The following is a 24,314-nucleotide window of genomic DNA, read 5'->3' as shown; positions in this document are numbered from 1 at the left end:
TCAGTACTCCACGTCCTGCGAGCGGCGGCGGATGACCGTGACCTCGTCGCGCTGGTTGCCGGTGGGGCCGTAGTAGTTGAAGGCGTAGGTGAACTGGGCGTAGCCGCCCGCGAGATGGGTGGGCTTGACCAGGAGCCGGGTCAGGGAGTTGTGGATGCCGCCGCGGCGGCCGCTGACCTCGGTCTTCGGGACGTTCACCGTGCGGTCCTTGGCGTGGTACATGTACACCGTGCCCTCGGGCATGCGGTGGGTGACCACGGCCCGCGCGGCGACGACGCCGTTGCGGTTGTACGCCTCGATCCACTCGTTGTCCCTCACGCCGATCTTCTCGGCGTCGGCGGTGGACATCCAGATCACCGGCCCGCCCCGGGACAGGGCGAGCATGTACGCGTTGTCCTGGTACTCCGAGTGGATGGACCACTTGGAGTGCGGCGTGAGGTAACGGACCGTCACCTCGGCCCGGTCGCCGCCCAGTTCTTCGTTGCCGTAGTGTCGGCTGGTGTTCAACGGTGGCCGGTAGACGGGCAGTTGCTCGCCCATCTCGGCGATCCAGTCGTGCTGGACGAAGAAGTGCTGACGGCCGGTGAGGGTGTGCCAGGGCTTCTTGTGCTCGACGTTGATGACGAACGGGGAGTAGCGGCGCCCGCCCGTCTCGCTGCCCGACCACTCGTACGACGTCAGCACCGCGCGGGGCTGGGTGCGGGTGTCGGCGAAGGTGACGCGCTCGGCCTCGCGTTCGGCGGACAGCTCCACCAGGCCGTCGCTGCCGGTACGGTCCCTCAGCTGCCGGAAGCCCTCGGTGGCCAGACGGCCGTTGGTGGTGCCGGACAGGGCGAGGATCGCGTCGCACATGTGGGTGGCGGTGGCCAGCGAGGGCCGTCCGGCGCCCACCCCGTCCGCCACGGTGCCGTTGAGGCGTCCCAGCTCGGCCACCTCCCGGCCCGGGTGGACGGTGACGCCCTTCGTCGTGGTGCCCAGTGTGTCGAGGAGCGGGCCGACGGCACGCATCTTCTGCGCCACGGCGGTGTAGTCCCGCTCGATCGTGACCAGCTTCGGCATGGTCCGCCCCGGGACCGGCTCGCACTCACCCGCCTTCCAGTCCCGGACCACCCCGCCGGGCTGGGCGAGTTCGTCGGGGGTGTCGTGCAGCAGTGGGACGGCGAGGACGTCGGTGCGGGTGCCGAGGTGCTCGGCGGCCAGCTCGCTGAAGCGGTCGGCGATCGTCAGGAAGGCGTCGTAGTCGGTGCGGGCCTGCCAGGGCGGTGCGATGGCAGGGGTGAAGGCGTGCACGAAGGGGTGCATGTCCGTGCTGGACAGGTCGTCCTTCTCGTACCAGGTGGCCGCCGGCAGGACCACGTCGGCGAGCAGCCCGGTGGAGGTCATCCGGAAGTCCATCGTCACCAGCAGGTCGAGCTTGCCCTCGGGGGCCTCCTCCCGCCACACCACGTCCTTCGGGCGCCCCTCGGGCGGGGTCTCCTCGGAGCGGACCGCAGCGTCCGTGCCCAGGAGGTGGCGCAGGAAGTACTCGTTGCCCTTCCCGGAGGAACCGAGCAGGTTGGCCCGCCACACCGTCAGCACGCGCGGGAAGTTCGCCGGGTCGTCCGGGTCCTCGGCGGCGAACCGCAGCCGCCCGGACCTCAGCTCGTCCACGATGTGCTCGGCGACCGGGCGGCCCGCGGCGGCGGCCTCGTCGGCGAGGTCGAGCGGATTGCGGCCGAACCCCGGGTGGCCCGGCGTCCACCCCATCCTGATCGCCTGGGCCAGACAGTCGGCGGTCGCCCGGCCGGTGAAGCGGCCCTCGCCCAGCGGGGACGCCAACTCGTCCGGCCCGAAGGCCTCGTAGCGCCACTGGTCGGTGTTGAGGTACCAGTACGAAGTGCCGGCCATGTGCCGGGTGGGCCGCTGCCAGTCGAACGCGAAGGCCAGATGCTGAAGGCCGGTGATCGGGCGGATCTTCTCCTGGCCCACGTAGTGCGCCCAGCCGCCGCCGTTGACGCCCTGGCAGCCGGTCATCGTGACCAGGGCGAGGAAGGCCCGGTAGATGGTGTCGGAGTGGAACCAGTGGTTGGTGCCGGCGCCGAGGGCGATCATCGAACGGCCCTCGGTCCGCTCCGCGTTGCGGGCGAACTCCCGGGCGATCCGGGCGGCCTGCCCGGCCGGCACGGAGGTGATGGTCTCCTGCCACGCGGGGGTGTACGGCTGTGAGGCGTCCTCGTACGACGCCGGCCAGCTGCCCGGCAGCCCCGGCCGCTCCACCCCGTACTGCGCCAGCATCAGGTCGAAGACCGTGGTCACCAGGCGCCCGCCGATCCGGCGCACCGGGACCCCGCGCACCATCGTCGAGCCGCCCTCCGTCGGGCCCTCGTCGAAGCGCGGCAGGGTGATCTCGGCCGTTTCCTCGGCCCGTTCGAGCAGGCTCAGCTCGGGAACCACCTCGCCCAGGTCGAGGTTCCAGCGGCCTCGCCCGGCCTCCCCCCACCGGAAGCCGAGCGAGCCGCCGGGGACCACCGGTTCGCCGGTGGCCCGGTCCAGGAGGACGGTCTTGAACTCCGCGTTCTCCTCGGTCTCCTCGTCGTGGCCGAGGTCGGCGGCGGTCAGGAACCCGTCCGGGACCAGACCGTGCCGGTCGTGCTCGCGCAAGGTCACCAGGAACGGGGCGTCCGTGTACGTCCTCAAGTAGTCCCGGAAGTAGGGCACTTCGCGGTCCACCAGGAACTCGCGCAGGATCACGTGCCCCATGGCCATCGCCAGCGCGCCGTCCGTGCCCGGGTGCGGGGCCAGCCACTCGTCGGCGTGCTTGACGTTGTCGGCGTAGTCCGGGCTGACCGCCACGACCTTGGTGCCGTTGTAGCGGGTCTCGGTGAGGAAGTGAGCGTCGGGGGTGCGGGTGACGGGGATGTTCGAGCCCCACATGATCAGATAGCCCGCGTTCCACCAGTCGGCCGCCTCAGGCACGTCGGTCTGGTCGCCGAAGACCTGCGGGGAGGCGATCGGCAGGTCCGCGTACCAGTCGTAGAAGGACAGCAGCGTGCCGCCGATGAGCGACATGAAACGGGCGCCGGCGGCGAAGGACGCCATGGACATCGCGGGGATGGGGGAGAAGCCGGCGACCCGGTCGGGCCCGTACGTCCTGACGGTGTGGACGTGGGCGGCGGCGACCAGTTCGCTCACCTCGTCCCAGTCGGCGCGCACCAGGCCGCCCTTGCCGCGCGCCCGCTTGTACGCGCGGGCCTTGGCGGGGTCGCCGGTGATCTCGGCCCAGGCCGCGACCGGGTCGCCGAGCCGCCGCCGGGACTCGCGCCACAGCTTCAGCAACTCCCCTCGTACGTAGGGGTACCGGACCCGGCTGGGCGAGTACGTGTACCAGGAGAACGAGGCGCCCCGGGGGCAGCCGCGGGGCTCGTACTCGGGGCAGTCCGCGCCGATCGACGGGTAGTCGGTCGCCTGGTGCTCCCAGGTGATGATGCCGTCCTTGACGTACACCATCCACGAGCAGGAGCCGGTGCAGTTCACCCCGTGCGTCGAGCGCACGACCTTGTCGTGGGCCCAGCGGTCCCGGTAGAAGCTCTCCCAGCGGGGGTCGGCCTCGCCGAACACGGCACGGCCGTCGGCCGACACCTCGCGGCGGGTGAGCAACCTCCGTGCCGCGAGCGGCCATCCCTCGCCGCCGCGCGTCTCCCGGCGTCGCCCTGCGTTCTGCTCGTCGTCCATGGCCAGGACGCTAGGCGGGGCTGCCCCCGGCGCACCCGGGGTCGGCGGTCCCTACGGGATGCCCGACCGGCCCCATCGGGACCGCCCCGATCAGGGCCGAACGGCCCTGTCCCCGGCTTCGGGGCCGTCCGGCCGCCGGGAGGGACTGATGGCCCATGCCCAACGGATCGGCCGCTGCCGACAGTTGACGCGGGTTCTCGCCGACCGGCCAGGGAGCCGGACGAAGCCGGACCGCGGCCCGGCCACGGAGCCCGGGCACCAGGTCCGCGCACGGTGAAGTCGCATGACGTCCGTGCCCTCGGCCGGAGCGCGAGCCCGCCATCCGCACACAGGGGACAGGGAAGGGACGGACACCATGGAGCAGTCGTCGACAACGGAGGACGCCGGAGTGGCGGCGGGTGGTGCCGTGCCCGGCCGGGCCTGGCTGATGCTGGCCCTGGCCACCGTCGGCTTCGCCGTGAACTTCTGGGCCTGGGCCCTGCTGAGCCCTCTCGGCCCCCGCTTCAAGGACAGTCTGGATCTCACCTCCTTCCAGCAGTCGCTGCTGGTGGCGGTCCCCGTCGTGGTCGGCTCCCTCGGGCGGGTCCCCGTCGGCGCGCTGACGGACCGGCTCGGCGGACGCGTGATGTTCCCCCTCGTCTCGGCGGTCACCGTCCTGCCCGTGCTCTACCTGGGCCTGGCCGGTCACTCCTCGCTCGCGGCGCTTCTGGTCGGCGGGTTCTTCCTCGGCGTCGGCGGCACCGCGTTCGCCGTGGGGGTGCCCTTCGTCGGAGCCTGGTTCCCGCCCGAGCGGCGGGGACTCGCCATCGGTGTCTTCGGCATGGGCATGGGCGGCACGGCGATCAGCGCCCTCACCACGGTGAAGCTGGTCGACGCCCACGGCATGGCGAACCCCTTCCTGCTCACCGCGGCCGTGCTGGTGGCGTACGCCGTCGCCGCCGCGCTGCTGCTGCGGGACGCGCCCGGCCGCGCCGTGCCCACCGAGCCGCTCTCGCGACGGCTGGCCGACACCCTGCGTCTCGGCGTCACCTGGCAGGCCTCCGCCCTGTACGCCGTCGCCTTCGGCGGGTACGTCGCCTTCTCCGTCTACCTGCCCACCTACCTCAGGACCGGCTACGGCCTCGCCCAGGCCGACGCGGCGAACCGAATGGCCGGTTTCGTGCTCCTGGCGGTGGCGATGCGGCCGATCGGCGGTTGGCTGTCGGACCGCCTCGGACCGGTCCGGGTCCTGGCCGTCGCCCTCGGCGCGGTACTGGCGGGCGCCAGCGTCCAGGCACTCACCCCGGCCCTGGCACCCGTCGGCACGATCGCCTTCCTGACGATGGCGGCCGCGCTGGGCGCGGGCAGCGGAGCGGTGTTCGCCCTGGTGGCGCTGCTGGCTCCCGCGAACAAGGTCGGCTCGGTCACCGGGGTCGTCGGAGCGGCCGGTGGGCTCGGCGGCTTCGTACCCCCACTGGTGATGGGCTCGCTGTACGGCGCCTACGGGTCGTACGCCCTCGGACTCGTCCTGCTGGGCCTCGTCGCGGCGGTGGCCCTGACCTTCACCGAGACGGGCGTCAGGACGGCCCTGACCCACCGCACGGCCCCGGCCCGCTCTCGTTGACCGCCGGCAGGCGTCCGCACGCTCGCCACCAGGACAGGGGGCGAGGGTGCGGCTCCGCGTCACGTCCGGGCGACACTCCTCCCGCCTCATGCTCCACGCAGTGGTCACCGGTGTCCGCTGGAACGGCACAGGGTCCAGGTGAGAGGCGAGCGCAGCGCCGGGACACGGTCTCGCTCGTACTCGCGGCTCGGCCACGGCGCCCCTCGCCTGGCGCAGGGCGAGGGCGCGCGGCTGGCGGCGACGGTGTCGTCGGTGCCGGCGGCTGCGAAGATGCGTGACCATGTGGCCGACGGCGACGGCGTGTTGGGGCGCCGCCCGGTGACGCCGGCTGCCCGTGTCCGCCGTCCGGAACCGTACGGGCGTCGGCCGAGCAGCGGCGTGCGACGGGCGAGATGGATCACCTCGTGGTGGGCCGCCTCGACGATCGCCATGTGCTCGCCGGACGCAGCAGGGCGGGCCGACGCCACTCGTCGTCGGCCCGCCGGCGCCCTTCGGCGAACTCATCGGGTCGCGGACGCCTCCTGCGGCCGCGCCGACGTCCCGGGAGGCGTCAGGTCGAAATCGACGGACACCACACCCTCCACGGCACGCACCAGCCGGGCCGCCACCGGTACCAGCGAGGTGTCCCGGACCCGGCCGCCCAGTCGTACGACACCGTCCCGCACGTCCAGCCGGACCGCGGAGGCCGGGGAGGGGAAGAGGTAGGCGACGACCTCACGGCGGACCTCCTCGGCGATCTCCTCGTCGGTGCGGAGGAACACCTTCAGCAGATCCGCGCGGCTGACGACGCCGACCAGCACTCCGCCCGCGTCGACCACCGGAAGCCGCTTGACCCTGGCCCGGGCCATCGTGCGGGCCGCCTGGGCGAGCGTCTCCCCCGACCCGACCGTGAGGGCGGGGGTGGTCATCAGCTCCTCGGCGGTCACCGCACCGGCCTTCGCGAGATCCGCCAGGCGCCGCAGCTGGGTGTACCGGTCGGGGTCGCTGTCGCGGAACTCCTCCTTGGGCAACAGGTCCGCCTCGGAGACGACACCGACCACCCGGCCCCTGTCTCGACCACGGGCACGGCACTGATCCGCCTGTCCCGCATCAGCCGGACGATCTCCTTGAAGACCGTCCCACGACCGACGGTCACGACCGTGCGGGTCATGACGTCGCCGACGACGTGCGGTGTGCCGTGCATGATCTCTCCTTCGAGGTCCGTGCGGGGGAGGAGGCGGCGGGTGGCCTCAGCCGACGTGGCCGGCGCCGTAGGGGGCGTACAGGTCCAGCAGCCGGCTCCGTGCCGCCTGCAGCCGGTGGGCGAGCACCTCTCCGACCCACAGGCCGACGGCCCGGCCCATGGCCGGGTCCTCCTGGCACATGAGACGCACGGCCGTGGCGTCGAACTCGTACGCCCGCACCGGTGTCGTCGCCTCGGCGCCCAGGTGCCAGACGTGCGGGGGGAACAGCCAGGACCAGCCGACGAGTTCGTTGTGCCGCAGCGACTCGATGACGGCCGGCCGGCGGCCCGGCACCCGCATGTCGAGTTCCACGCTGCCCGTGCGGATGATCCAGAACCGGTCGGCACGGCTCCCCTCCTCGAACAGCCGTGTCCCCTGGGGGAACGCCACCTCCCGGGCGACGCGCATCAGCCGCTGCCGATGCTCGGCGGGCAGCGCCCGCAGCATGCTGGGCGTGGGTGTGGTGATCATGGCGTGCCTCCAGGCGGTCTACCGGAACTGCCATGCCCAGCCTGTGCCGCGCCGTCCCCGCCCGCCATGGGCCGTCCGGTCCTCCACCCGGGCCGGTCGGCACGGCGGACGAGCCTTCCGGCACCCTGTGGCGCCCCGGGCCCCGCTGTTCCATGGAGACATGGGAAGACCTGTCCGAGCGAGGGGGACGAGAACCGTGGGTACCTCACTGACTCCCGACTTCTGGAGGCTGTTCGCCGTCCTCCTGGCCGTGTCCGCGACGCTCACGTTCGTGGTGAGCGCCGTGCTCGACGCCCTGTACGCACGGCGGCTGCGGCGCCGGCGGGACCGGCAGCCCACCGCCCGGACGGACGGGCCCCCCGACGGGCCGTCCCGAACCCCGGCCCGCCCGCCCGCGGCCCCCGCGCACCCCACCCCCGATCACCCGCCCGTGACCCCGGCGGACCGAACCCCGCCCCCGTCCCGGCGGACGCCGGCGCACCACTGAGAGGCGAGCCCCGCCGTCCGGGGACACGCCGACCGGGCGGCGACCGTGGGCGGCTCAGGCGGCTCCGGGCGGCCCGGAGGACCCCCCTCCGGGCCGTCGCGCTGCGGCACCCGGGCAGGCGCCGTGCCCGAGAACCGGCCGCACACCGTCAGGACCGTACTCGTCGCCCTTTGGAGGACCGAGTCATGCGTATGGTCGTCGCCCTCGGCGGCAATGCCCTGTTGCACCGGGGCGATCGCCCCGACGCGGCCGTCCAGCAGGCGAACGTGGACCGGGTCGCCACCGCCCTCGCCGCTCTGGCCCGCGAACACGACATCGTGGTCACCCACGGCAACGGCCCCCAGATCGGGCTGCTCGCGGGGGAGAGCGAGTCCGACGCCGCGCTGAGCGCGCCCTACCCGATGCACCTCCTCGGGGCCCAGACACAGGGCATGATCGGCTCCCTGCTGGCCCGCGCCCTGCACAACGCCCTGCCGCGCCACCGGATCGCCACCCTGGTGACCCACACCCTCGTCCGGCGTGACGACCCGGCCTTCGACCGGCCCGCCAAGCCGGTGGGCCAGGTGTATCCGCGGGACGTCGCCCGCCGCCTCGCCCACGAGCACGGCTGGCACATGGCGCCGGCCGGCGAGGGCCGACGGCGCGTCGTGCCCTCCCCGAGCCCCGAACGTGTCCTGGAGACCGAGACGGTGCGTGAACTCCTCGCCACCGGCACGCTGGTCATCTGCGGAGGCGGGGGTGGCGTACCGGTCACCGCCGACCGGGTCACCGGTGCGCTCACCGGCGTCGAGGCGGTCGTGGACAAGGACCTCACCGCCGCCCTGCTCGCCGAGGAACTGAAGGCCGACTTCCTGCTGATCCTCACGGACGTGCCCTACGTGTACGACGGCTACGGCACACCGGAGCAGCGCCCCCTCCTCGACGCCACCCCCGACCAGCTGCGTGGGCGCCGCTTCCCCGGCGGCTCCATGGGCCCGAAGGCCGAGGCCGCCGCCCGGTTCGTCAGCCGCACCGGAGGTCTGGCCGCCATCGGCGCCCTGGACGCGGCCTACGAGATCGTCCACGGACTCTCGGGCACACTCATCCGCCCCGGGCTGCCCACGGAGTGAGCGCACGACAGGCCGCCGGGGCCCGGGCCGCCCGGCACCGGAGAAAGGGCCGGACGGCCCGGTCACGTGCGCCCCTCGGCACTCCCCGCGCCCGGCGTCGAGCGACCAGCATCCGAGGGACAGACAGGTGCGACCGACCGAGGAGAGGACCGGCGATGACCGCGACCACGACCGTGGGCAGCCGAACGAGCGACGCCTGGCGGGACTTCGCCGGGACGCACTGGCGCGAACAGGTCGACGTACGTGACTTCATCCAGGCCAACTACACACCGTACGAGGGCGACGCCGGCTTCCTGACCGGCCCGACGGACCGTACTCGCGCCGTCTGGGAGAAGATCGTCGCGCTCTTCCCCGAGGAGCGGAGCCGGGGCGTCCTCGACGTCGACACCGCGACCCCCTCGACGATCACCTCGCACGCGCCCGGGTACATCGACCGCGACCGCGAACTGATCGTCGGCCTGCAGACGGACGCGCCGCTCAAGCGCGCCATCATGCCGAACGGCGGGCTGCGGATGGTGGAGAACGGCCTGCGCGCCTACGGCTACGAGCCCGACCCGTTCGTCACCCGGGTCTTCGGCACGTACCGCAAGACCCACAACGACGGCGTCTTCGACGCCTACACCCCCGAGATGCGGGCCGCCCGCAGAGCGGGCATCATCACCGGGCTCCCGGACTCCTACGGACGGGGCCGGATCATCGGCGACTACCGTCGCGTGGCGCTCTACGGCACGGACCGGCTGACCGAGGCCAAGAAGGCCGAGCGGGCCCTGCTGGACGCCCGGCCCTCCACCGCCGACGTCATCCGGGACCGGGAGGAACTCGCCGAACAGATCAGGGCGTTGGGCGCCCTGGCGCGGATGGCCGCCGGCTACGGCTGCGACGTCTCCCGCCCCGCGGCCACCGCCCACGAGGCCGTGCAGTGGCTCTACCTCGGCTACCTCGCCGCCGTGAAGGAACAGAACGGCGCCGCCATGTCGCTGGGCCGCACCTCGACCTTCCTCGACGTCTACCTCCAGCGGGACCTGACGGACGGAGTGCTCGACGAGACCCGCGCCCAGGAGCTGATCGACGACTTCGTCATCAAGCTGCGGATCGTACGGTTCCTGCGCACGCCCGAGTACGACGCCCTCTTCTCCGGCGACCCCACGTGGGTGACGGAGTCCATCGGCGGCATCGGCGCCGACGGACGCCCGCTGGTCACCCGCACCTCCTTCCGTTTCCTGTAGACGCTGTACAACCTGGGCCCCGCCCCCGAGCCGAACCTCACGGTGCTGTGGTCGCCGCGGCTGCCCGAGGGCTTCAAGCGGTTCTGCGCCCAGGTCTCCATCGACACCAGCGCCGTCCAGTACGAGTCCGACGAGCTGACGCGCCCGCGCACCGGCGACGACACGGCGATCGCCTGCTGTGTCTCCGCCATGGCCGTGGGCCGTCAGATGCAGTTCTTCGGGGCACGGGTGAACCTCGCCAAGGCACTGCTGTACGCGGTCAACGGCGGCCGGGACGAGATGACCTCCGAGCAGGTCGCTCCGGCCGCGCCCCCACTCACCGGGGAGTACCTGGACCACGAGGAGCTCTCCGCGGCGTACGACCGCGTCCTGGACTGGCTGGCCGCGACGTACGTCGACGCGCTCAACGTCATCCACTACATGCACGACAAGTACGCCTACGAAAGCATCGAGATGGCGCTGCACGACCACCCGGTGCACCGCTTCATGGCCTGCGGCATCGCGGGACTGTCGGTCGCCGTGGACAGCCTGTCGGCCGTCAGGTACGCACGGGTGAAGGTGTTCCGGGACGCCACCGGCCTCGCCGTCGACTTCCGCACCGAGGGGGACTTCCCGACCTTCGGCAACAACGACGACCGCGCCGACGACATCGCCGTCCACCTGGTCGAGTCGTTCATGGCGAAGGTGCGCGCACACCCCACCTACCGGGACGCCGAACACACCCAGTCGGTCCTCACCATCACCTCCAACGTGGTCTACGGCAAGCACACCGGCAACACCCCCGACGGCCGCCGCGCCGGACAGCCCTTCGCGCCCGGCGCCAACCCCATGAACGGCCGCGACCGGCACGGGGTCGCCGCCTCTGCCCTGTCGGTGGCCAAACTGCCGTACGAGCAGGCCTGCGACGGCATCTCGCTGACGACGACCGTCACTCCGGAGGGACTCGGCCACCGTCCCGACGAACGCGCGGGCCATCTCGTCGGCATCCTCGACGCCTACACGGCGGCGGGCGGCTTCCACATGAACGTCAACGTCCTGGACCGCGCCACGCTCCAGGACGCGATGGAGCACCCGGAGAAGTACCCCGACCTGACCGTCCGCGTCTCCGGATACGCCGTCAACTTCGTCCGGCTCACCCGCGAGCAGCAGCTCGACGTGATCAGCCGTACCTTCCACGGGTCGATGTGAGCCGGATGCCCTCGCCCAGGGGTCGGATCCACTCCTGGGACCTGTCCACCGGCGTGGACGGTCCCGGGACCCGCTTCGTCCTCTTCGTCGCCGGCTGTCCGCTGCGCTGTCTGTACTGCGCCAACCCCGACACCTGGCACATGCGCGACGGGAAGGAGACGACGGTCGACGAGGTGATGGAGGAGATCGAGAAGTACCACGCGTTCCTCACCACGGCCGGCGGCGGAGTCACCCTCACGGGCGGCGAACCGCTCCTCCAACCGGGTTTCACCGGGGAGGTGCTGCGTCGCTGCAAGGAGCTGGGGCTCCACACCGCCCTCGACACCTCGGGTCTCCTCGGCGCCCGCGCCACCGACGAACTCCTGTCCGTCACGGACCTGGTCCTGCTGGACATCAAGTCCTTCGACGTCACCACCTACCGGCGGCTCACGGGCGGTGAACTGGGCCCCACCCTGAACTTCGCCACCCGCCTCGACCGGCTCGGCGTCCCGATGTGGATCAGATACGTCCTGGTGCCCGGCTGGACGGACGAACCGGAGTCCGTCGAGGGCCTCGCCCGCTTCGTGGCCGGCCTCGGCGCGGTCGACCGCGTGGACGTCCTGCCCTTCCACAGGCTCGGCGCCGCCAAGTACGAGGCTCTCGGGCTGCCGTTCCCGCTCCGCGACACCCCCTGCCCGGACGCCGACCTGACCGAACAGGTCCGCGAACGGTTCAGGACGCACGGCGTGCGCGCCTACTGAGCCCGGCCGCGGTCCCGGCGCCCAACAGGCCTTGCGTGCAGGGACGTTCAGCCCACCTGCCGCAGACCTTCGGCATCCGGCGCGGCCCGCCGGACGCGACGAGAGTGAAGGCATCACACCACGTCCCACCCGTTCCCGAAGGGAAGCCCATCATGGCCGTGCACGAGCACCCTCACCGGAGGCCGGGACTGCGTCTGCCGTCCTTCCGCGCGACCCGGACCGCCTCTGAGACCGAGCCCGCCCTCGCGGTGGCGACCGGCACGCACACGGTGGCGGCCTACGCCCTCGCCTCCCTGCGCCTGCTCACCGGATTCGTCTTCCTGTGGGCGTTCCTCGACAAGACCTTCGGCCTCGGCTACGCCACCCAGTCCGGCAAGGGCTGGATCGACGGCGGCTCGCCGACCAAGGGCTTCCTCGGCTCCGTGGCCGTCGGCCCGATGGAGTCCACCTTCCACTCCTGGGCGGGGGACCCGTGGGCCGACTGGCTGTTCATGCTCGGTCTGCTCGGCATCGGCCTCGCCCTCACCGCCGGTGTGGCGCTGCGGCTCACGGCCGCCGCCGGCACGGTGATGATGGCGCTGATGTGGATCGCCGAATGGCCGCCCGCGCAGCACCTGTCGGACGGTTCGCCGAGCATGTCGACGAACCCCTTCGCGGAGTACCACCTCGTCTACGCCGTCGTCATGGTGGTGCTCGCCGCCACGGCCGCCGGCAACACGCTGGGCCTGGGCAGGTTCTGGGCCGGTCTCCCGCCGGTGCGCCGCAGCCCCTGGCTGCGTTGACCGCGGGAGGGGCCGCGGGCCCGACGGTGGGCCCGCAGCTCCACCACGGCCCCGGGCAGGGCCGGTCGGCCCTCCCGAGGGACCTGCGGCCCCTGCCGGGAAGCGCTCCGGCGGACGAAGCTCGAATCGGGAGCCCGAAGCCCTCGCGCGAACCCTCCGATCAGAACCCCGACCCCAAAAGGTGGAGATCATGAACCGCACCGTCACCGTCGGCCTCGACGGCTCCCGTGAGAGCCGCTCGGCGGCCGAGTGGGCGGCCCGTGAGGCCCTTCTGCTCGGCGTCCCGCTGAAGCTGGTCCACGTCTGGGAGCCCGTCCCGGCCCCCATGGCGCAGGCACCGCTGCTCGGCACGGAGACCCAGCAGCACTGGACCGAGCGCGTCCCTCGCGAGGCGGCCGAGGGCATCCGCCTGCGTCACCCCGGGCTGGAGGTCGTCACCGAGCACGCCTCCGGTCGTCCCGCCGAGGTGCTGGTCGACGAGGCGAAGGACGCCGAACTGCTGGTCCTGGGCTCCCGCGGACTGAGCGGCGTCGGCGGCTTCATGGTCGGCTCGGTCGGGCTGGGAGTCGTGGCGCACGCCGAACGGCCGACCGTCCTGGTCCGTGCCGCCGAACTGGCCTCCGACGAGCACGAGATGGACCCGGCCGGCATCCCGTCCGCGGCGACACCGTTCCGGCCCGTCGTCCTCGGCCTCGACATCGAGAGCCCCGACGAGGAACTGATCGAGTTCGCGTTCGCGGCGGCCGCCCGCAGGGACACCTCCCTGCGCGTCGTGCACGGCTGGAACCCGCCCCCCTACTACGCCTACGGCCTCTCCGTCGACCTCGAACTGCACGGGGCCCTCGCCCGCAGCGAGAGCACCGCCCTGACCGAGGCCCTGCGCCCGTGGCGCGAGAAGCACCCGAACGTCGAGGTCACCGAGGAGTCGCACTACGGCACCCCCGGTCACCACCTCGTCGACGCGTCCCGCGAAGCCTCCCTGGTCGTCGTGGGCCGCCGGATCCGCCGCAACCCCTTCGGCGCCCACATCGGCCCCGTCACCCACGCGGTCCTGCACCACAGCACCGCCCCCGTCGCCGTCGTCCCGCACAACTGACGCCACCACCCGAGGAGTTGAACCCATGAAGGCAGCGGTCGTCCGAGCCTTCGGCGAGCCCCTGGTCATCGAGGACCGCCCCGACCCCGAGCCCGGCCCCGGTCAGGTCCGCATCCGTGTCGAGGCCTCCGGACTGTGCCACACCGACATCCACGCCGCCCGCGGCGACTGGCCCGTCAAGCCGAACCCGCCGTTCGTCCCCGGTCACGAGGGCGTCGGCCTGGTCGAGAAGCTCGGTGACGGCGTCACCCACCTCCGCCTCGGCCAGCGTGTCGCCGTGCCCTGGCTGGGCAGGGCCTGCGGGCGGTGCGAACACTGCCTGTCCGGCTGGGAGACGCTGTGCGAGCAGCAGATCAACACCGGCTACGGCTGCGACGGGGGGTACGCCGAGAAGATGCTGGCCTGGGCCGACTTCGCCCAGCCGGTACCGGACGGTGTCACCGCCGTCGACGCGGCACCGCTCACCTGCGCCGGGGTGACCACGTACAAGGCGCTCAAGGTCGCCGACGTGCGGCCCTCGCAACTGGTCGCGATCTCCGGGATCGGCGGGCTCGGCCACCTCGCCGTGCAGTACGCCAGGATCGCCGGAGCGACCGTCGCGGCGATCGATGTCACCGACGAGAAGCTCGAACTGGCCACCGAGCTCGGTGCCGACCTCGTCGTCGACGCCCGCAAGGAGGACGTCGGCGAGGTGCTCAAGCGGCACGGCGGCGCCCACGCGGCCATCGCCCTCGCCGTGAACGACGCGGCCTTCGCGGCCGTCAACACGGGCCTCAGGCGCGGCGGCAAGCTCGTCATGGTCGCCCTGCCCGCCCACGGCACCGTCCAGGTCCCGATCTTCGACACCGTCCTGAACGGCACGAGTGTGATCGGCTCGATCGTGGGCACCCGGCAGGACCTCGCCGAGGTCTTCCAGCTGCACGCGGCCGGCCGCACCCGGGTCATCTGCGAGACCCGCCCGCTGGCCTCCGTCAACGACTCCATCGACGAGGTGCTGCGCGGCCAGGTCAAGGCCCGGATCGTGTTCGACATGGGTACGGGACGGTGAGCGCGATGTCGAGGGACCTGCCGGTCGTCGTCGGCGTGGACGGCTCCGAGCCGAGCCTCAGGGCCGTGGACTGGGCGGCCGACGAGGCCGCGCTGCGCGGGGCGCCGCTGCGGCTGGTGTACGCCTCGCTGTGGGAGCGCTACGAGGGCGCTCATGTCGCCGAGGACGTGGGCGAGCCGCTCGAGGGGGTGCGGGCCGAGGTGATCGTGGAGAGCGCCGCCCAGCGGGCCGGCCTCCGTCACCCGGAGGTGAAGATCACCACCGAGGTGCTGCCCGAGGAGCCCGAGTACACGCTCCTGCGGGAGAGCCGCACCGCGTCCCTGCTGGTGACGGGCACGCGCGGCCGCAGCAGCCTCACCGAGGCGCTCCTGGGCTCGGTGAGCCTCACGGTGGCCGCGCACGCGCACTGCCCGATGGTCGTCGTACGCGGCAGCCACGACAACCGGGCCCTGCCCGCAACGTACGGCCGGATCGTCGTCGGCGTCGGAGAGCGGCCGACGTCCTCGGCGGCGGTCCGGTTCGCCTTCGAGGAGGCCCGGCGGCGCGGCGCCGAGGTCGAGGCCGTACGGGCCTGGCGGTGCCCCGCCCACGAGAGCACCGACCACCCGCTGCTCACGGGGGAGCCGGCGCGGCTGCACGAGGAGCGGGCCGTGGAGGGGCTGGAGGCCGCCCTCGAGAAGGCCCCCGAGGATGTCCGGCTGCGCCGCCGTACCGCCGAGGGCCATGCCCGGACCGTGCTGTCGGACGCCTCCCGCGACGCCGACCTGCTCGTCATCGGGTCCAGGCGCCGGCAGCGGCACTTCGGGCTCCAGCTGGGCCGGGTGACGCACGGCGTGCTGCACCACTCCGCCTGCCCGGTCGTGATCGTGCCCGAGCCGGAGTGAGCGCCCGGTGACCGGCCGTCGCTCAGAGATCCGCCGCGTGATCGGGGACGTAGGTCCGCAGATCGCGCGGCGAGCGCTCGTAGCCGGTCGACGGCGGGCGCGCCGGCAGTTCGAGCACCGGGGGCAGCACCTCGTGGTACGGCACGGACGCCAGCAGATGGGCGATCATGTTCAGCCGGGCCCGGCGCTTGTCGTCGCTCTCCACGACGTACCACGGCGCCTCGGTGATGTCGGTGTGCACCATCATCTCGTCCTTGGCGCGCGAGTACGCCTCCCAGCGGGTGAGCGACTCCAGGTCCATCGGCGACAGCTTCCAGCGCCGCAGCGGGTCCTCCAGCCGGCGCCGGAAGCGCTCCTGCTGCTCGGTGTCGCTCACCGAGAACCAGTATTTGCGCAGCAGGACCCCGTCCTCGATCAACATGCGCTCGAAAATGGGGCATTGGCGGAGAAAAAGCTGATACTCCTCCTGTGTGCAGAAGCCCATGACGTGCTCCACACCGGCCCGGTTGTACCAGGACCGGTCGAACAGCACGATCTCCCCGGCGGCCGGCAACTGCTCGACGTACCGCTGGAAGTACCACTGCGTGCGCTCGCGTTCCGTCGGCTTGGGGAGCGCGGCGATCCGGGCGACACGGGGGTTGAGGTGCTCGGCGACCCGCTTGATCGTGCCGCCCTTGCCCGCCGCGTCCCGCCCCTCGAAGACCACGACCAGCCGGGCGCCCTCGGCCCGCACCCACTCCTGGAGTTTCACCAACTCCGTCTGCAGACGCAGCAGTTCCTGCTCGTACGCCGCACGCGACACCTTCGTCGCCTTCTTGCCGGCCATGCCGTCCTCCACCGCCCGACGACCCGTCGATGAGTTCCGGAGTCACCCATGACCCAGGTCGAACACCAGAACGTCACCGTACTTTCCGACGACGAGCTGCGCACCCTGGACGCCCACTGGCGGGCCGCCAACTACCTCGCGGCCGGACAGATCTACCTGATGGCCAACCCCCTGCTGACCGAACCGCTGCTCCCGGAGCACATCAAGCCGCGGCTGCTCGGGCACTGGGGCACCTCGCCGGGCCTGAACCTCGTCTACACCCACCTCAACCGGGTGATCAAAGCCCGCGACCTGGACGCCCTGTGCGTCTGGGGACCCGGGCACGGCGGGCCGTCCGTACTGGCCGGCTCCTGGCTGGACGGCAGCTACAGCGAGACCTACCCGGACGTCACCCGCGACGCGCCCGGCATGGAACGGCTCTTCCGGCAGTTCTCCTTCCCGGGCGGGGTGCCGAGCCATGTCGCGCCCGAGGTCCCGGGCTCGATCCACGAGGGCGGTGAACTCGGCTACTCCCTCGCCCACGCCTACGGCGCCGCCTTCGACAATCCCGACCTGCTGGTGGCCTGTGTCATCGGCGACGGCGAGGCGGAGACCGGGCCGCTGGCCGCCTCCTGGCACTCCAACAAGTTCCTCGACCCGGTCCACGACGGCGCCGTCCTGCCGATCCTCCACCTCAACGGCTACAAGATCGCCAACCCGACGGTGCTCTCCCGCCTCCCGCAGGCCGAACTCGACGCCCTCCTGCGCGGCTACGGCCACGCCCCTTTGCACGTCACCGGGGACGACCCGGCCACCGTCCACCGCGCCCTGGCGCACGCCTTCGACGAGGCGCTGGACAGCATCGCCCTGATGCAGCGCACGGCACGCGAGGACGGCGTCGCCGAACGCGTGCGCTGGCCGATGATCGTGCTGCGCACCCCCAAGGGCTGGACCGGCCCCGCCGAGGTCGACGGACACCCCGTCGAGGGCACCTGGCGTGCCCACCAGGTGCCGCTCGCCGGCGTACGGGAGAACCACGAGCACCTGCGTCAACTGGAGGCCTGGCTGCGCTCGTACCGGCCGCAGGAGCTGTTCGGCCCGGACGGACGTCCCGTCGCCGACGTCCTCGCCTGCGTCCCCTCCGGCACCAGGCGCCTGGGCGCCACCCCGCACGCCAACGGCGGACTCCTCGTCCGCGACCTGCCCATCCGTTCCCTCGACGACTTCGCCGTCCCGGTCGAGAAGCCGGGCACGACGCTCCACGAGCCCACCCGGGTCCTCGGCGACCTCCTGGCACAGGTCATGAAGGACACCCGGCTCCGCCGGGACTTCCGGCTCGTCGGACCGGACGAGACCGCCTCCAACCGCCTGCAGGCGGTCTTCGACGCCAGCGGCAAGGCCTGGCAGGCCGAGCACCTGCCGGTCGACGAACACCTCGACCGGCACGGCCGGGTCCTGGAGATCCTCTCCGAACACCTCTGCCAGGGCTGGCTGGAGGGCTACCTTCTCACCGGCCGGCACGGACTGTTCTCCTGCTACGAGGCGTTCGTGCACATCGTCGACTCCATGGTCAACCAGCACATCAAGTGGCTCAGGACATCACGCGAGTTGCCCTGGCGCGCCCCCATCGCCTCCCTCAACTACCTGCTCACCTCGCACGTCTGGCGCCAGGACCACAACGGCTTCTCCCACCAGGACCCCGGCTTCGTCGACCACGTCCTCAACAAGAGCCCCGAGGTCGTCCGCGTCTATCTGCCGCCGGACGCCAACACGCTGCTGTCGGTCGCGGACCACGCCCTGCGCAGCCGCGACTACGTCAACGTGATCGTGGCCGGCAAACAGCCCTGCTTCGACTGGCTGTCGATGGACGAGGCCCGCACCCACTGCGCGCGCGGCGCCGGCATCTGGGACTGGGCGGGCAGCGAGAACGGCGGCGAACCGGACGTGGTGCTCGCCTGCGCCGGAGACGTGCCCACCCAGGAGGTGCTGGCCGCCGCGCAGCTGCTGCGCCGCCATCTGCCCCAGCTCGCCGTACGGGTGGTCAACGTCGTGGACATGACCCGGCTGCTGCCCCGCGAGGAGCACCCGCACGGCATGACCGACTTCGAGTACGACGGCCTGTTCACCACGGACAAGCCGGTGATCTTCGCCTACCACGGCTACCCGTGGCTCATCCACCGCCTCGCCTACCGCCGCGCGGGCCACGGCAACACGCACGTCCGCGGCTACAAGGAGTCCGGGACGACGACCACTCCGTTCGACATGGTCGTCCGCAACGACCTGGACCGCTACCGCCTCGTCATGGACGTCATCGACCGCGTTCCCGGGCTCGCCGTCCGCGCCGCCGCCGTACGCCGGCAGATGGCGGACGCGCGGACCCGTCACCACGCCTGGATCCGCGAGCACGGGACCGATCTGCCGGAGATCGTCGACTGGCACTGGGACTGACGCCGCCGGGCCACGGTCTCACCCGCGTGCGGCCGTGGCCCGTTCCGTCGGTACCCCGTCGGCGAGCGCCTCGGGCAGGTCCGGGCGCACCTCGAAGGCGTCGCTCAGCCCCGTGCACCGCAGCAGCCGCCGGAAGGCGCTCGCGCGCGTGACCAGCCGCAGCCGGCCGTGCCGGCCCCGGATCCGGCTCTTCGCCCGGCACAGGACGCCGAGACCGGAGCAGTCGACGAAGGTCACGGAACGCAAGTCCAGCACCAGGTCGGGGCGGGGCACGGCTGTCAGGTCGTCCAGGGCCGCCGAGAGGGCCGGTACCGCCGGCAGGTCGAGTTCGCCGTGCAGCGTCACGACCGTGCTGCCGTCGGCCGCCCGCGTCGTGCGGTACGGGGAGGACCTCGTGTGGTTGCCGTCCATGGAGAAAGACAAACCAACCCGTGCGATCGGCGGTAGGGCCGTTCGGTCCCTACCGCCGATCCCTCATGGCCCGGTCGGCCCGCATCGCGCCACCCCACACGTCACGGCTCCCGCGCCACGGCCCGAACGTCCCTGCGGGCAGGGGCCGTTCGGCACGCCGCCGGGTTCTCCCGGCTCCTGCCCCCGCAGGCGGCCCACGGCGAACATCGTGGGTGAGGGCCACCGTCCGGTGCTCCCCGGTCACAGCCTGTCGAGAGAGAAGCCGAGCCATGACCCACCACCATGTCGTCGTCGGAGTGGACGGCACCCTGTCCTCCACCAGGGCCCTGGACTGGGCGGCCGGGGAGGCGATCCGCCGTGACGCCGAGCTGCGGCCGGTGTGCGCCGCCGCGGACCGCGCCGAGACGGTGCCGATCCTGGCCGCCGCCGTCTCACGCGTCCGCGCGCGGCACCCCGGCCTCCCGGTGCGGACCGTCGCGGCCGAGGGCGGCGCCGTACGGGCGCTGGCACGGGAGGGTGCCGACGCGGCGCTCACCGTCGTGGGATCCCGGGGCATGGGGCGCGTCGCCGGCCTGCTCCTCGGGTCGGTCGGCCTGCGGCTGGCCCGCCGTGCGCGCGGTCCCCTGCTCGTCGTGCGCGGGGACCACCCGTGCGACAGCGGGCGCGTGGTGGTCCTCGGCCTGGAGGACGACAGGGACGAACGAGCCGCCGTCTACGCCTTCGAGGAGGCCCGGCGACGCGGCGCCCGGCTGCGTGTCCTGCACTCCTGGCCCCACCACCAGGTCACGCCCGCACTGCCACCGCTCGTGGGCACACAGGGCCCGCGACGGGACCCGGCCACCTCGCACGAGCGAGTGCAGGAAGCGGTCCCGCGCTTCGCCCTGGCCGCGCTGCGGGAGCGGTACGCCGATGTCGCGGTGGAAGCCATGACGGTGCGGACGAGTGCGCCGGAGGCGTTGCTGGCGTCGACCCGCGAGGCCGGCCTGGTGGTCGTCGGCTCGCACCACCGGACCTCCGCCGTCGCCCCGCCCCACACGCACGTCGCCCCCGTCCTGCTGCGCCACGCGCACTGCCCGGTGGTCGTCGTACCCGCCGCATGACCGTGGAGCACCAGGAGGCCGGCCCATGTCACCGTCCCGTTTCGTCGCCGTCGGACTGGACGGATCGTCGGAGAGCCGTGCGGCCGCCGACTGGGGCGCACGTGAGGCCCTGATGTACTCCCTGCCCCTGCGGGTCGTGCACGCCGACGACCTTCCCCCGCACAGTTACGTGCCCTTCGCCGGCGAACGCGTCGCGCCGCCCGGCGCCGACCGCGCCGCCGCACTGCTGCGCGAGTCGGTCACCCGACTGGCCCACCGCCACCCCGGCCTGCCGGTCGAGGCCGACCGGCTCCCCGGGCACCCCGCGTCGGCCCTGGTCGCGGTGGCCGGGGACAGCGAGGTGCTGGTGCTCGGGTCACGGGGGCTGGGCAGGGCCGCCGGGTTCCTCCTCGGGTCGGTCGCGGCGGCCGTGGTGGCGCGGGCCGGACGACCGGTCGTCCTCGTCCGCGCCGAGGCAGTGGGTGAGTACCGGCCCGACGCCCCCGGTATCGGGCCGACCGCCTACCGGGACGTCGTGCTGGGGCTGGACCTCGACGATCCCGACGACACGGTCCTCGCGTTCGCCTTCGAAGCGGCGGCACGGCGTGCGACGGGCCTGCGCGTCGTCCACGGACACGGCACGCCGCCGTACGGCGACAGCGGGACGGCAGGGGACGAGCAGGGGCCGTCCAAGGCCGAGGCCGAGCAGGGGCCGTCGGCCGTACTCGTTCCCTGGCGGGAGAAGTTCCCGGGCGTGCGGGTGACCGAGGAGGCCGTGGTCGGCCGGGCCGGCGCACATCTGGTGGACGCCTCCGCCGACGCCTGCCTGGTGGTCGTGGGCCGCCGCATCCGCCGCACCCCGTTGGCCCCGCACATCGGTCCCGTGACCTACGCGGTCGTACGGCGCTCCAGGGCCCCGGTGGCAGTCGTCCCGCACTTCTGACGCGGCGCCCGCCCGACCGCCCCGCCCCCGGACAGGAGGGGCAGGGCGGCGCTTTCGCGGGTGCGGACGTCTTCACGGGTACGGGGCGGAGCGACACCGCGGGGGATCGGTGCCGCTCCTGTCTTTCACTGTCCCGCGGACCGTGCTGCCGCACATGTGCCGTTGGTCCCGGGTCGGGGGACGGATGTCAGCGGCTGTCGCCGGCATCCGTCCCGGACAGGGCGGCCCGGCCGGCCTCCAGGCGGGCCACGGGGACGCGGAACGGGGAGCAGGAGACGTAGTCGAGCCCCGCCGCGTGGAAGAAGTGCACGGACTCCGGGTCCCCGCCGTGCTCGCCGCACACCCCGATCGTCAGGTCGGGACGGGCCGCGCGGCCCTCGTCGACCGCGATCCGCACCAGGCGGCCCACACCGTCACGGTCGATCGTCTCGAACGGCGAGGCCGTGAAGACGCCCTTGTCGAGGTAGGCGGAGAAGAAGGCCGCCTCGACGTCGTCGCGGGAGAAGCCCCACGCGGTCTGGGTCAGGTCGTTGGTGCCGAAGGAGAAGAACTCCGCCTCCTCGGCGATCCGGCCCGCGGTGAGCGCGGCCCTGGGCAGTTCGATCATCGTGCCGACGGGGCAGCGCACGACCACACCGGTCTCCTCCTCGACCTCGGCCAGCACCCGCTCCACCTCCTCGCGGGCGAGCCGGAGCTCCTCCACCGCGCCGACCAGCGGGACCATGATCTCCGCGTGCGGCGCGCCGCCGGCCCGGACGCGTTCCACGACTGCCTCGGCGATCGCCCGGACCTGCATGGCGACCAGACCGGGCACCACCAGCCCGAGGCGCACGCCCCGCAGCCCGAGCATCGGGTTCTCCTCGTGCATACGGTTCACCGCCTCCAGCAGCTCGGTGTCGTGCGCGGCGGGCAGCTCACCACGGGCCTCGGCGGCGGCGACACGGACGGCGAGCTCGGTGCGGTCCGGCAGGAACTCGTGCAGGGGCGGGTCCAGCAGACGGATGGTGACCGGCAGGCCGTCCATCGCCGCCAGGATGCCGACGAAGTCCCGTCGTTGCAGGGGCAGCAGCGCCCCGAGCGCCCGTGTGCGCTCGGCGTCGGAGCGGGCCAGGATCATCGCCTCGACCAGGGTGCGCCGCTCGCCGAGGAACATGTGCTCGGTGCGGCACAACCCGATGCCCCGCGCGCCGAACCGCCTGGCGCGGGCCGCGTCCTCGGGCGTGTCGGCGTTGGCCCGCACCTCCAGCCGTCGCACGGAGTCGGCGTGCCGCAGTGCCCGGGCGCCGGCCGCGACGATCGCGTCCGCCTGCTCACCGGTCTCCAGGTGGCGCATGAACGCCGAGGCCACCAACGGAACGCCACCCAGGTACACGGCACCGGTCGAGCCGTCCACCGAGACGACCGTGCCCTCCTCGACGACCGTGCCGTCGGACGTGGTGAAGCGCCGGGCGCCGCTGTTCACCGTGAGGTCCTCGGCGCCGCACACACAGACCTTGCCCATGCCGCGGGCCACGACGGCGGCATGGCTGGTCCTGCCGCCGCGGCTGGTCAGCACGGCCTCGGCGGCCAGCATGCCGGGCAGGTCGTCGGGGGTGGTCTCCTGGCGCACGAGGACGACCTTCTCGCCGGCGGCGGCCCGGCGTACGGCCTCGGCCGAGTCGAAGACCGCCGCGCCGACCGCGGCACCCGGCGAGGCGGGCAGCCCCTGGGCGAGGGCCTCACCGGTCGCGGCGGTGTCGAAGCGCGGGAACATCAGCCGCGCCAGCCCGTCCCCGCTCACCCGGGCGAGCGCCTCGTCCGGCGTGATGAGCCCCTCCTCGACCAGTTCGGCGGCGATGGCGAACGCGGCCTCGGCGGTGCGTTTGCCGACCCGGGTCTGGAGCATCCACAGCCGACCGCGCTCGATGGTGAACTCGATGTCGCACAGGTCGCGGTAGTGCCGCTCCAGGGTGCCCATGTGGTCGCGCAGCCGCCGGTACGCGTCCGGGTCCAGCCGTTCCAGCTCCGTCAGCGGGACGGTGTTGCGGATACCGGCGACGACGTCCTCGCCCTGGGCGTTGGACAGGTAGTCCCCGTAGAGCCCGGGGCGCCCGGTGGCCGGGTCCCGGGTGAAGGCCACACCGCTGCCGGAATCGGTGCCGAGGTTGCCGAAGACCATGCGCTGCACGGTGACCGCGGTGCCCAGGTCCTCGGGGATGTGCTCGCGTCGGCGGTACAGGCGGGCGCGCTCGCCGTTCCAGGAGCGGAATACCGCGAGGACGGCGAGACGCAGCTGCTCCGCCGGGGACTGGGGGAAGTCCTCCCCGGTCTCGTCGCGGATCAGGGACTTGTAGGTCTCCACGAGCCAGGCGAGGTCGCCCGCGTCGAGCCGCACGTCGTCCCGGACCTCCCGGGCCTCCTTGAGCAGGGTGATGGCGCCTTCGAAGAGGGCGGAGTCGACCCCCATCACCGTGCTGCCGAACATCTGGACGAGCCGACGGTAGGAGTCCCAGGCGAACCGCTCGTTCCCCGACGTCTTGGCGAGTCCCTGGACGGATTCGTCGTTCAGACCGATGTCCAGGACCGTCTCCATCATGCCGGGCATGGAGAACCGCGCCCCCGAACGGACCGACAGCAGCAACGGGTCGTCCCGCTGCCCCAGGGACCGTCCGGCCGCCCGCTCCACGGCCGTCAGGTGCCGGGAGATCTCCTCCGTCATCCCCTCCGGTTCGTCACCGGTGGCCAGGAAGGCCCGACAGGCCTCGGTGGTGACGATGAAACCGGGCGGGACCGGAAGGCCCAGCCGGGTCATCTCGGCCAGGTTCGCTCCCTTGCCGCCGAGCAGGTCGGCCATGTCCCGGCCGCCCTCCGTGAAGTCGTACACGTAACGCACCATGACGCCGGTCTCCTCCGGTCGGCCTGCCCACTCGCTTCGGCTCCAGCGTCGAACGGGCGGGGCTTCGTTCGGCAGGTGCTGTCCGTCCCCGGTGGCGGGCCGATGGGCCCAGGTCCGCTGTCGGTCCGCGGCCACGCGGATTACCGTGGCTCATGACCGGATCGGTCGGTGCCCCCTTGCTGGGA

17 protein-coding genes and 2 pseudogenes are annotated in these 24,314 nt (G+C 72.7%); 12 read left to right on the top strand and 7 right to left on the bottom strand.

The features are described 5' to 3' along the window. The gene (locus tag HW837_RS13100; protein WP_045561216.1) at nucleotides 1–3,711 is read right to left on the bottom strand and encodes a nitrate reductase subunit alpha; all 3,711 of its coding nucleotides are present in this window, start codon (nucleotides 3,709–3,711) and stop codon (nucleotides 1–3) included. Between the two features lie 355 nt (nucleotides 3,712–4,066). Between HW837_RS13100 and HW837_RS13095 the strand changes: the two genes are divergently transcribed. Continuing rightward, nucleotides 4,067–5,314, top strand: a complete 1,248-nt coding sequence (locus HW837_RS13095; protein WP_045561215.1) for an MFS transporter — start codon at nucleotides 4,067–4,069, stop codon at nucleotides 5,312–5,314. Between the two features lie 104 nt (nucleotides 5,315–5,418). On the opposite strand, the gene HW837_RS13090 is transcribed toward HW837_RS13095, so the two are convergent. The 3 genes and pseudogenes from HW837_RS13090 to HW837_RS13080 all read right to left on the bottom strand — a co-directional run bounded on the left by HW837_RS13090 (nucleotide 5,419) and on the right by HW837_RS13080 (nucleotide 7,008). After that, nucleotides 5,419–5,745 carry a hypothetical protein gene (locus tag HW837_RS13090; protein ID WP_045561214.1) on the bottom strand — a complete coding sequence of 109 codons (327 nt, stop codon included), beginning with the start codon at nucleotides 5,743–5,745 and terminating at the stop codon, nucleotides 5,419–5,421. Nucleotides 5,746–5,814: 69 nt separating this feature from the next. Beyond that, a pseudogene (locus HW837_RS13085) lies at nucleotides 5,815–6,497 on the bottom strand (CBS domain-containing protein). Between the two features lie 46 nt (nucleotides 6,498–6,543). After that, on the bottom strand, nucleotides 6,544–7,008 hold the full coding sequence (locus HW837_RS13080) for a cyclic nucleotide-binding domain-containing protein (RefSeq protein WP_193382308.1): 465 nt from the start codon (nucleotides 7,006–7,008) through the stop codon (nucleotides 6,544–6,546). Nucleotides 7,009–7,204: 196 nt separating this feature from the next. On the opposite strand from HW837_RS13080, the gene HW837_RS48580 reads away from it, so the two are divergent. From HW837_RS48580 to HW837_RS13040, 8 genes and pseudogenes are all read left to right on the top strand, one after another. Beyond that, entirely contained in the window at nucleotides 7,205–7,495 is a 291-nt protein-coding gene (locus HW837_RS48580) for a hypothetical protein (protein WP_193382334.1), read from the top strand. 185 nt (nucleotides 7,496–7,680) lie between these two features. Next, nucleotides 7,681–8,604, top strand: coding sequence for a carbamate kinase (locus HW837_RS13070; RefSeq protein WP_045561210.1), 924 nt, complete (start codon nucleotides 7,681–7,683; stop codon nucleotides 8,602–8,604). A gap of 155 nt (nucleotides 8,605–8,759) precedes the next feature. Then, nucleotides 8,760–11,018 (top strand): annotated as a pseudogene (pflB, locus tag HW837_RS13065) (formate C-acetyltransferase). A gap of 5 nt (nucleotides 11,019–11,023) precedes the next feature. Beyond that, nucleotides 11,024–11,758 carry a pyruvate formate-lyase-activating protein gene (pflA, locus tag HW837_RS13060; protein ID WP_193382306.1) on the top strand — a complete coding sequence of 245 codons (735 nt, stop codon included), beginning with the start codon at nucleotides 11,024–11,026 and terminating at the stop codon, nucleotides 11,756–11,758. Between the two features lie 152 nt (nucleotides 11,759–11,910). Continuing rightward, complete coding sequence (locus tag HW837_RS13055; protein WP_045561207.1) at nucleotides 11,911–12,540, top strand: DoxX family membrane protein; 630 nt, start codon at nucleotides 11,911–11,913, stop codon at nucleotides 12,538–12,540. Nucleotides 12,541–12,730: 190 nt separating this feature from the next. Further along, the gene (locus HW837_RS13050) at nucleotides 12,731–13,636 is read left to right on the top strand and encodes a universal stress protein (RefSeq protein ID WP_045561206.1); all 906 of its coding nucleotides are present in this window, start codon (nucleotides 12,731–12,733) and stop codon (nucleotides 13,634–13,636) included. A 25-nt stretch (nucleotides 13,637–13,661) separates the two neighbouring features. Next, on the top strand, nucleotides 13,662–14,684 hold the full coding sequence (gene adhP / locus HW837_RS13045; RefSeq protein ID WP_045561205.1) for an alcohol dehydrogenase AdhP: 1,023 nt from the start codon (nucleotides 13,662–13,664) through the stop codon (nucleotides 14,682–14,684). A 5-nt stretch (nucleotides 14,685–14,689) separates the two neighbouring features. Next, nucleotides 14,690–15,568 carry a universal stress protein gene (locus tag HW837_RS13040; RefSeq protein ID WP_193382305.1) on the top strand — a complete coding sequence of 293 codons (879 nt, stop codon included), beginning with the start codon at nucleotides 14,690–14,692 and terminating at the stop codon, nucleotides 15,566–15,568. Nucleotides 15,569–15,590: 22 nt separating this feature from the next. On the opposite strand, the gene ppk2 is transcribed toward HW837_RS13040, so the two are convergent. Then, entirely contained in the window at nucleotides 15,591–16,394 is an 804-nt protein-coding gene (ppk2, locus tag HW837_RS13035; RefSeq protein WP_045561340.1) for a polyphosphate kinase 2, read from the bottom strand. A gap of 48 nt (nucleotides 16,395–16,442) precedes the next feature. Between ppk2 and HW837_RS13030 the strand changes: the two genes are divergently transcribed. After that, on the top strand, nucleotides 16,443–18,821 hold the full coding sequence (locus HW837_RS13030; RefSeq protein WP_193382304.1) for a phosphoketolase family protein: 2,379 nt from the start codon (nucleotides 16,443–16,445) through the stop codon (nucleotides 18,819–18,821). A gap of 18 nt (nucleotides 18,822–18,839) precedes the next feature. Here the strand turns inward: HW837_RS13030 and HW837_RS13025 are convergent, their stop codons facing one another. Further along, nucleotides 18,840–19,232 carry an STAS domain-containing protein gene (locus tag HW837_RS13025; RefSeq protein WP_193379702.1) on the bottom strand — a complete coding sequence of 131 codons (393 nt, stop codon included), beginning with the start codon at nucleotides 19,230–19,232 and terminating at the stop codon, nucleotides 18,840–18,842. Between the two features lie 269 nt (nucleotides 19,233–19,501). On the opposite strand from HW837_RS13025, the gene HW837_RS13020 reads away from it, so the two are divergent. Both HW837_RS13020 and HW837_RS13015 read left to right on the top strand, forming a co-directional pair. After that, nucleotides 19,502–20,332 carry a universal stress protein gene (locus tag HW837_RS13020; protein WP_045561202.1) on the top strand — a complete coding sequence of 277 codons (831 nt, stop codon included), beginning with the start codon at nucleotides 19,502–19,504 and terminating at the stop codon, nucleotides 20,330–20,332. 25 nt (nucleotides 20,333–20,357) lie between these two features. Next, complete coding sequence (locus HW837_RS13015; RefSeq protein WP_193379703.1) at nucleotides 20,358–21,254, top strand: universal stress protein; 897 nt, start codon at nucleotides 20,358–20,360, stop codon at nucleotides 21,252–21,254. Nucleotides 21,255–21,441: 187 nt separating this feature from the next. On the opposite strand, the gene ppdK is transcribed toward HW837_RS13015, so the two are convergent. Then, nucleotides 21,442–24,129: a pyruvate, phosphate dikinase gene (gene ppdK / locus HW837_RS13010; protein ID WP_193379704.1), complete on the bottom strand. Its 2,688-nt coding sequence runs from the start codon at nucleotides 24,127–24,129 to the stop codon at nucleotides 21,442–21,444. Nucleotides 24,130–24,314 lie beyond the last annotated feature (185 nt).

The sequence above is a fragment of the Streptomyces caniscabiei genome (genome assembly GCF_014930365.1).
Taxonomy (GTDB): Bacteria; Actinomycetota; Actinomycetes; order Streptomycetales; family Streptomycetaceae; genus Streptomyces; species Streptomyces caniscabiei.
Note: the sequence above shows the minus strand (reverse complement) of the source record. Positions and strands in the feature narration are given on the sequence as shown.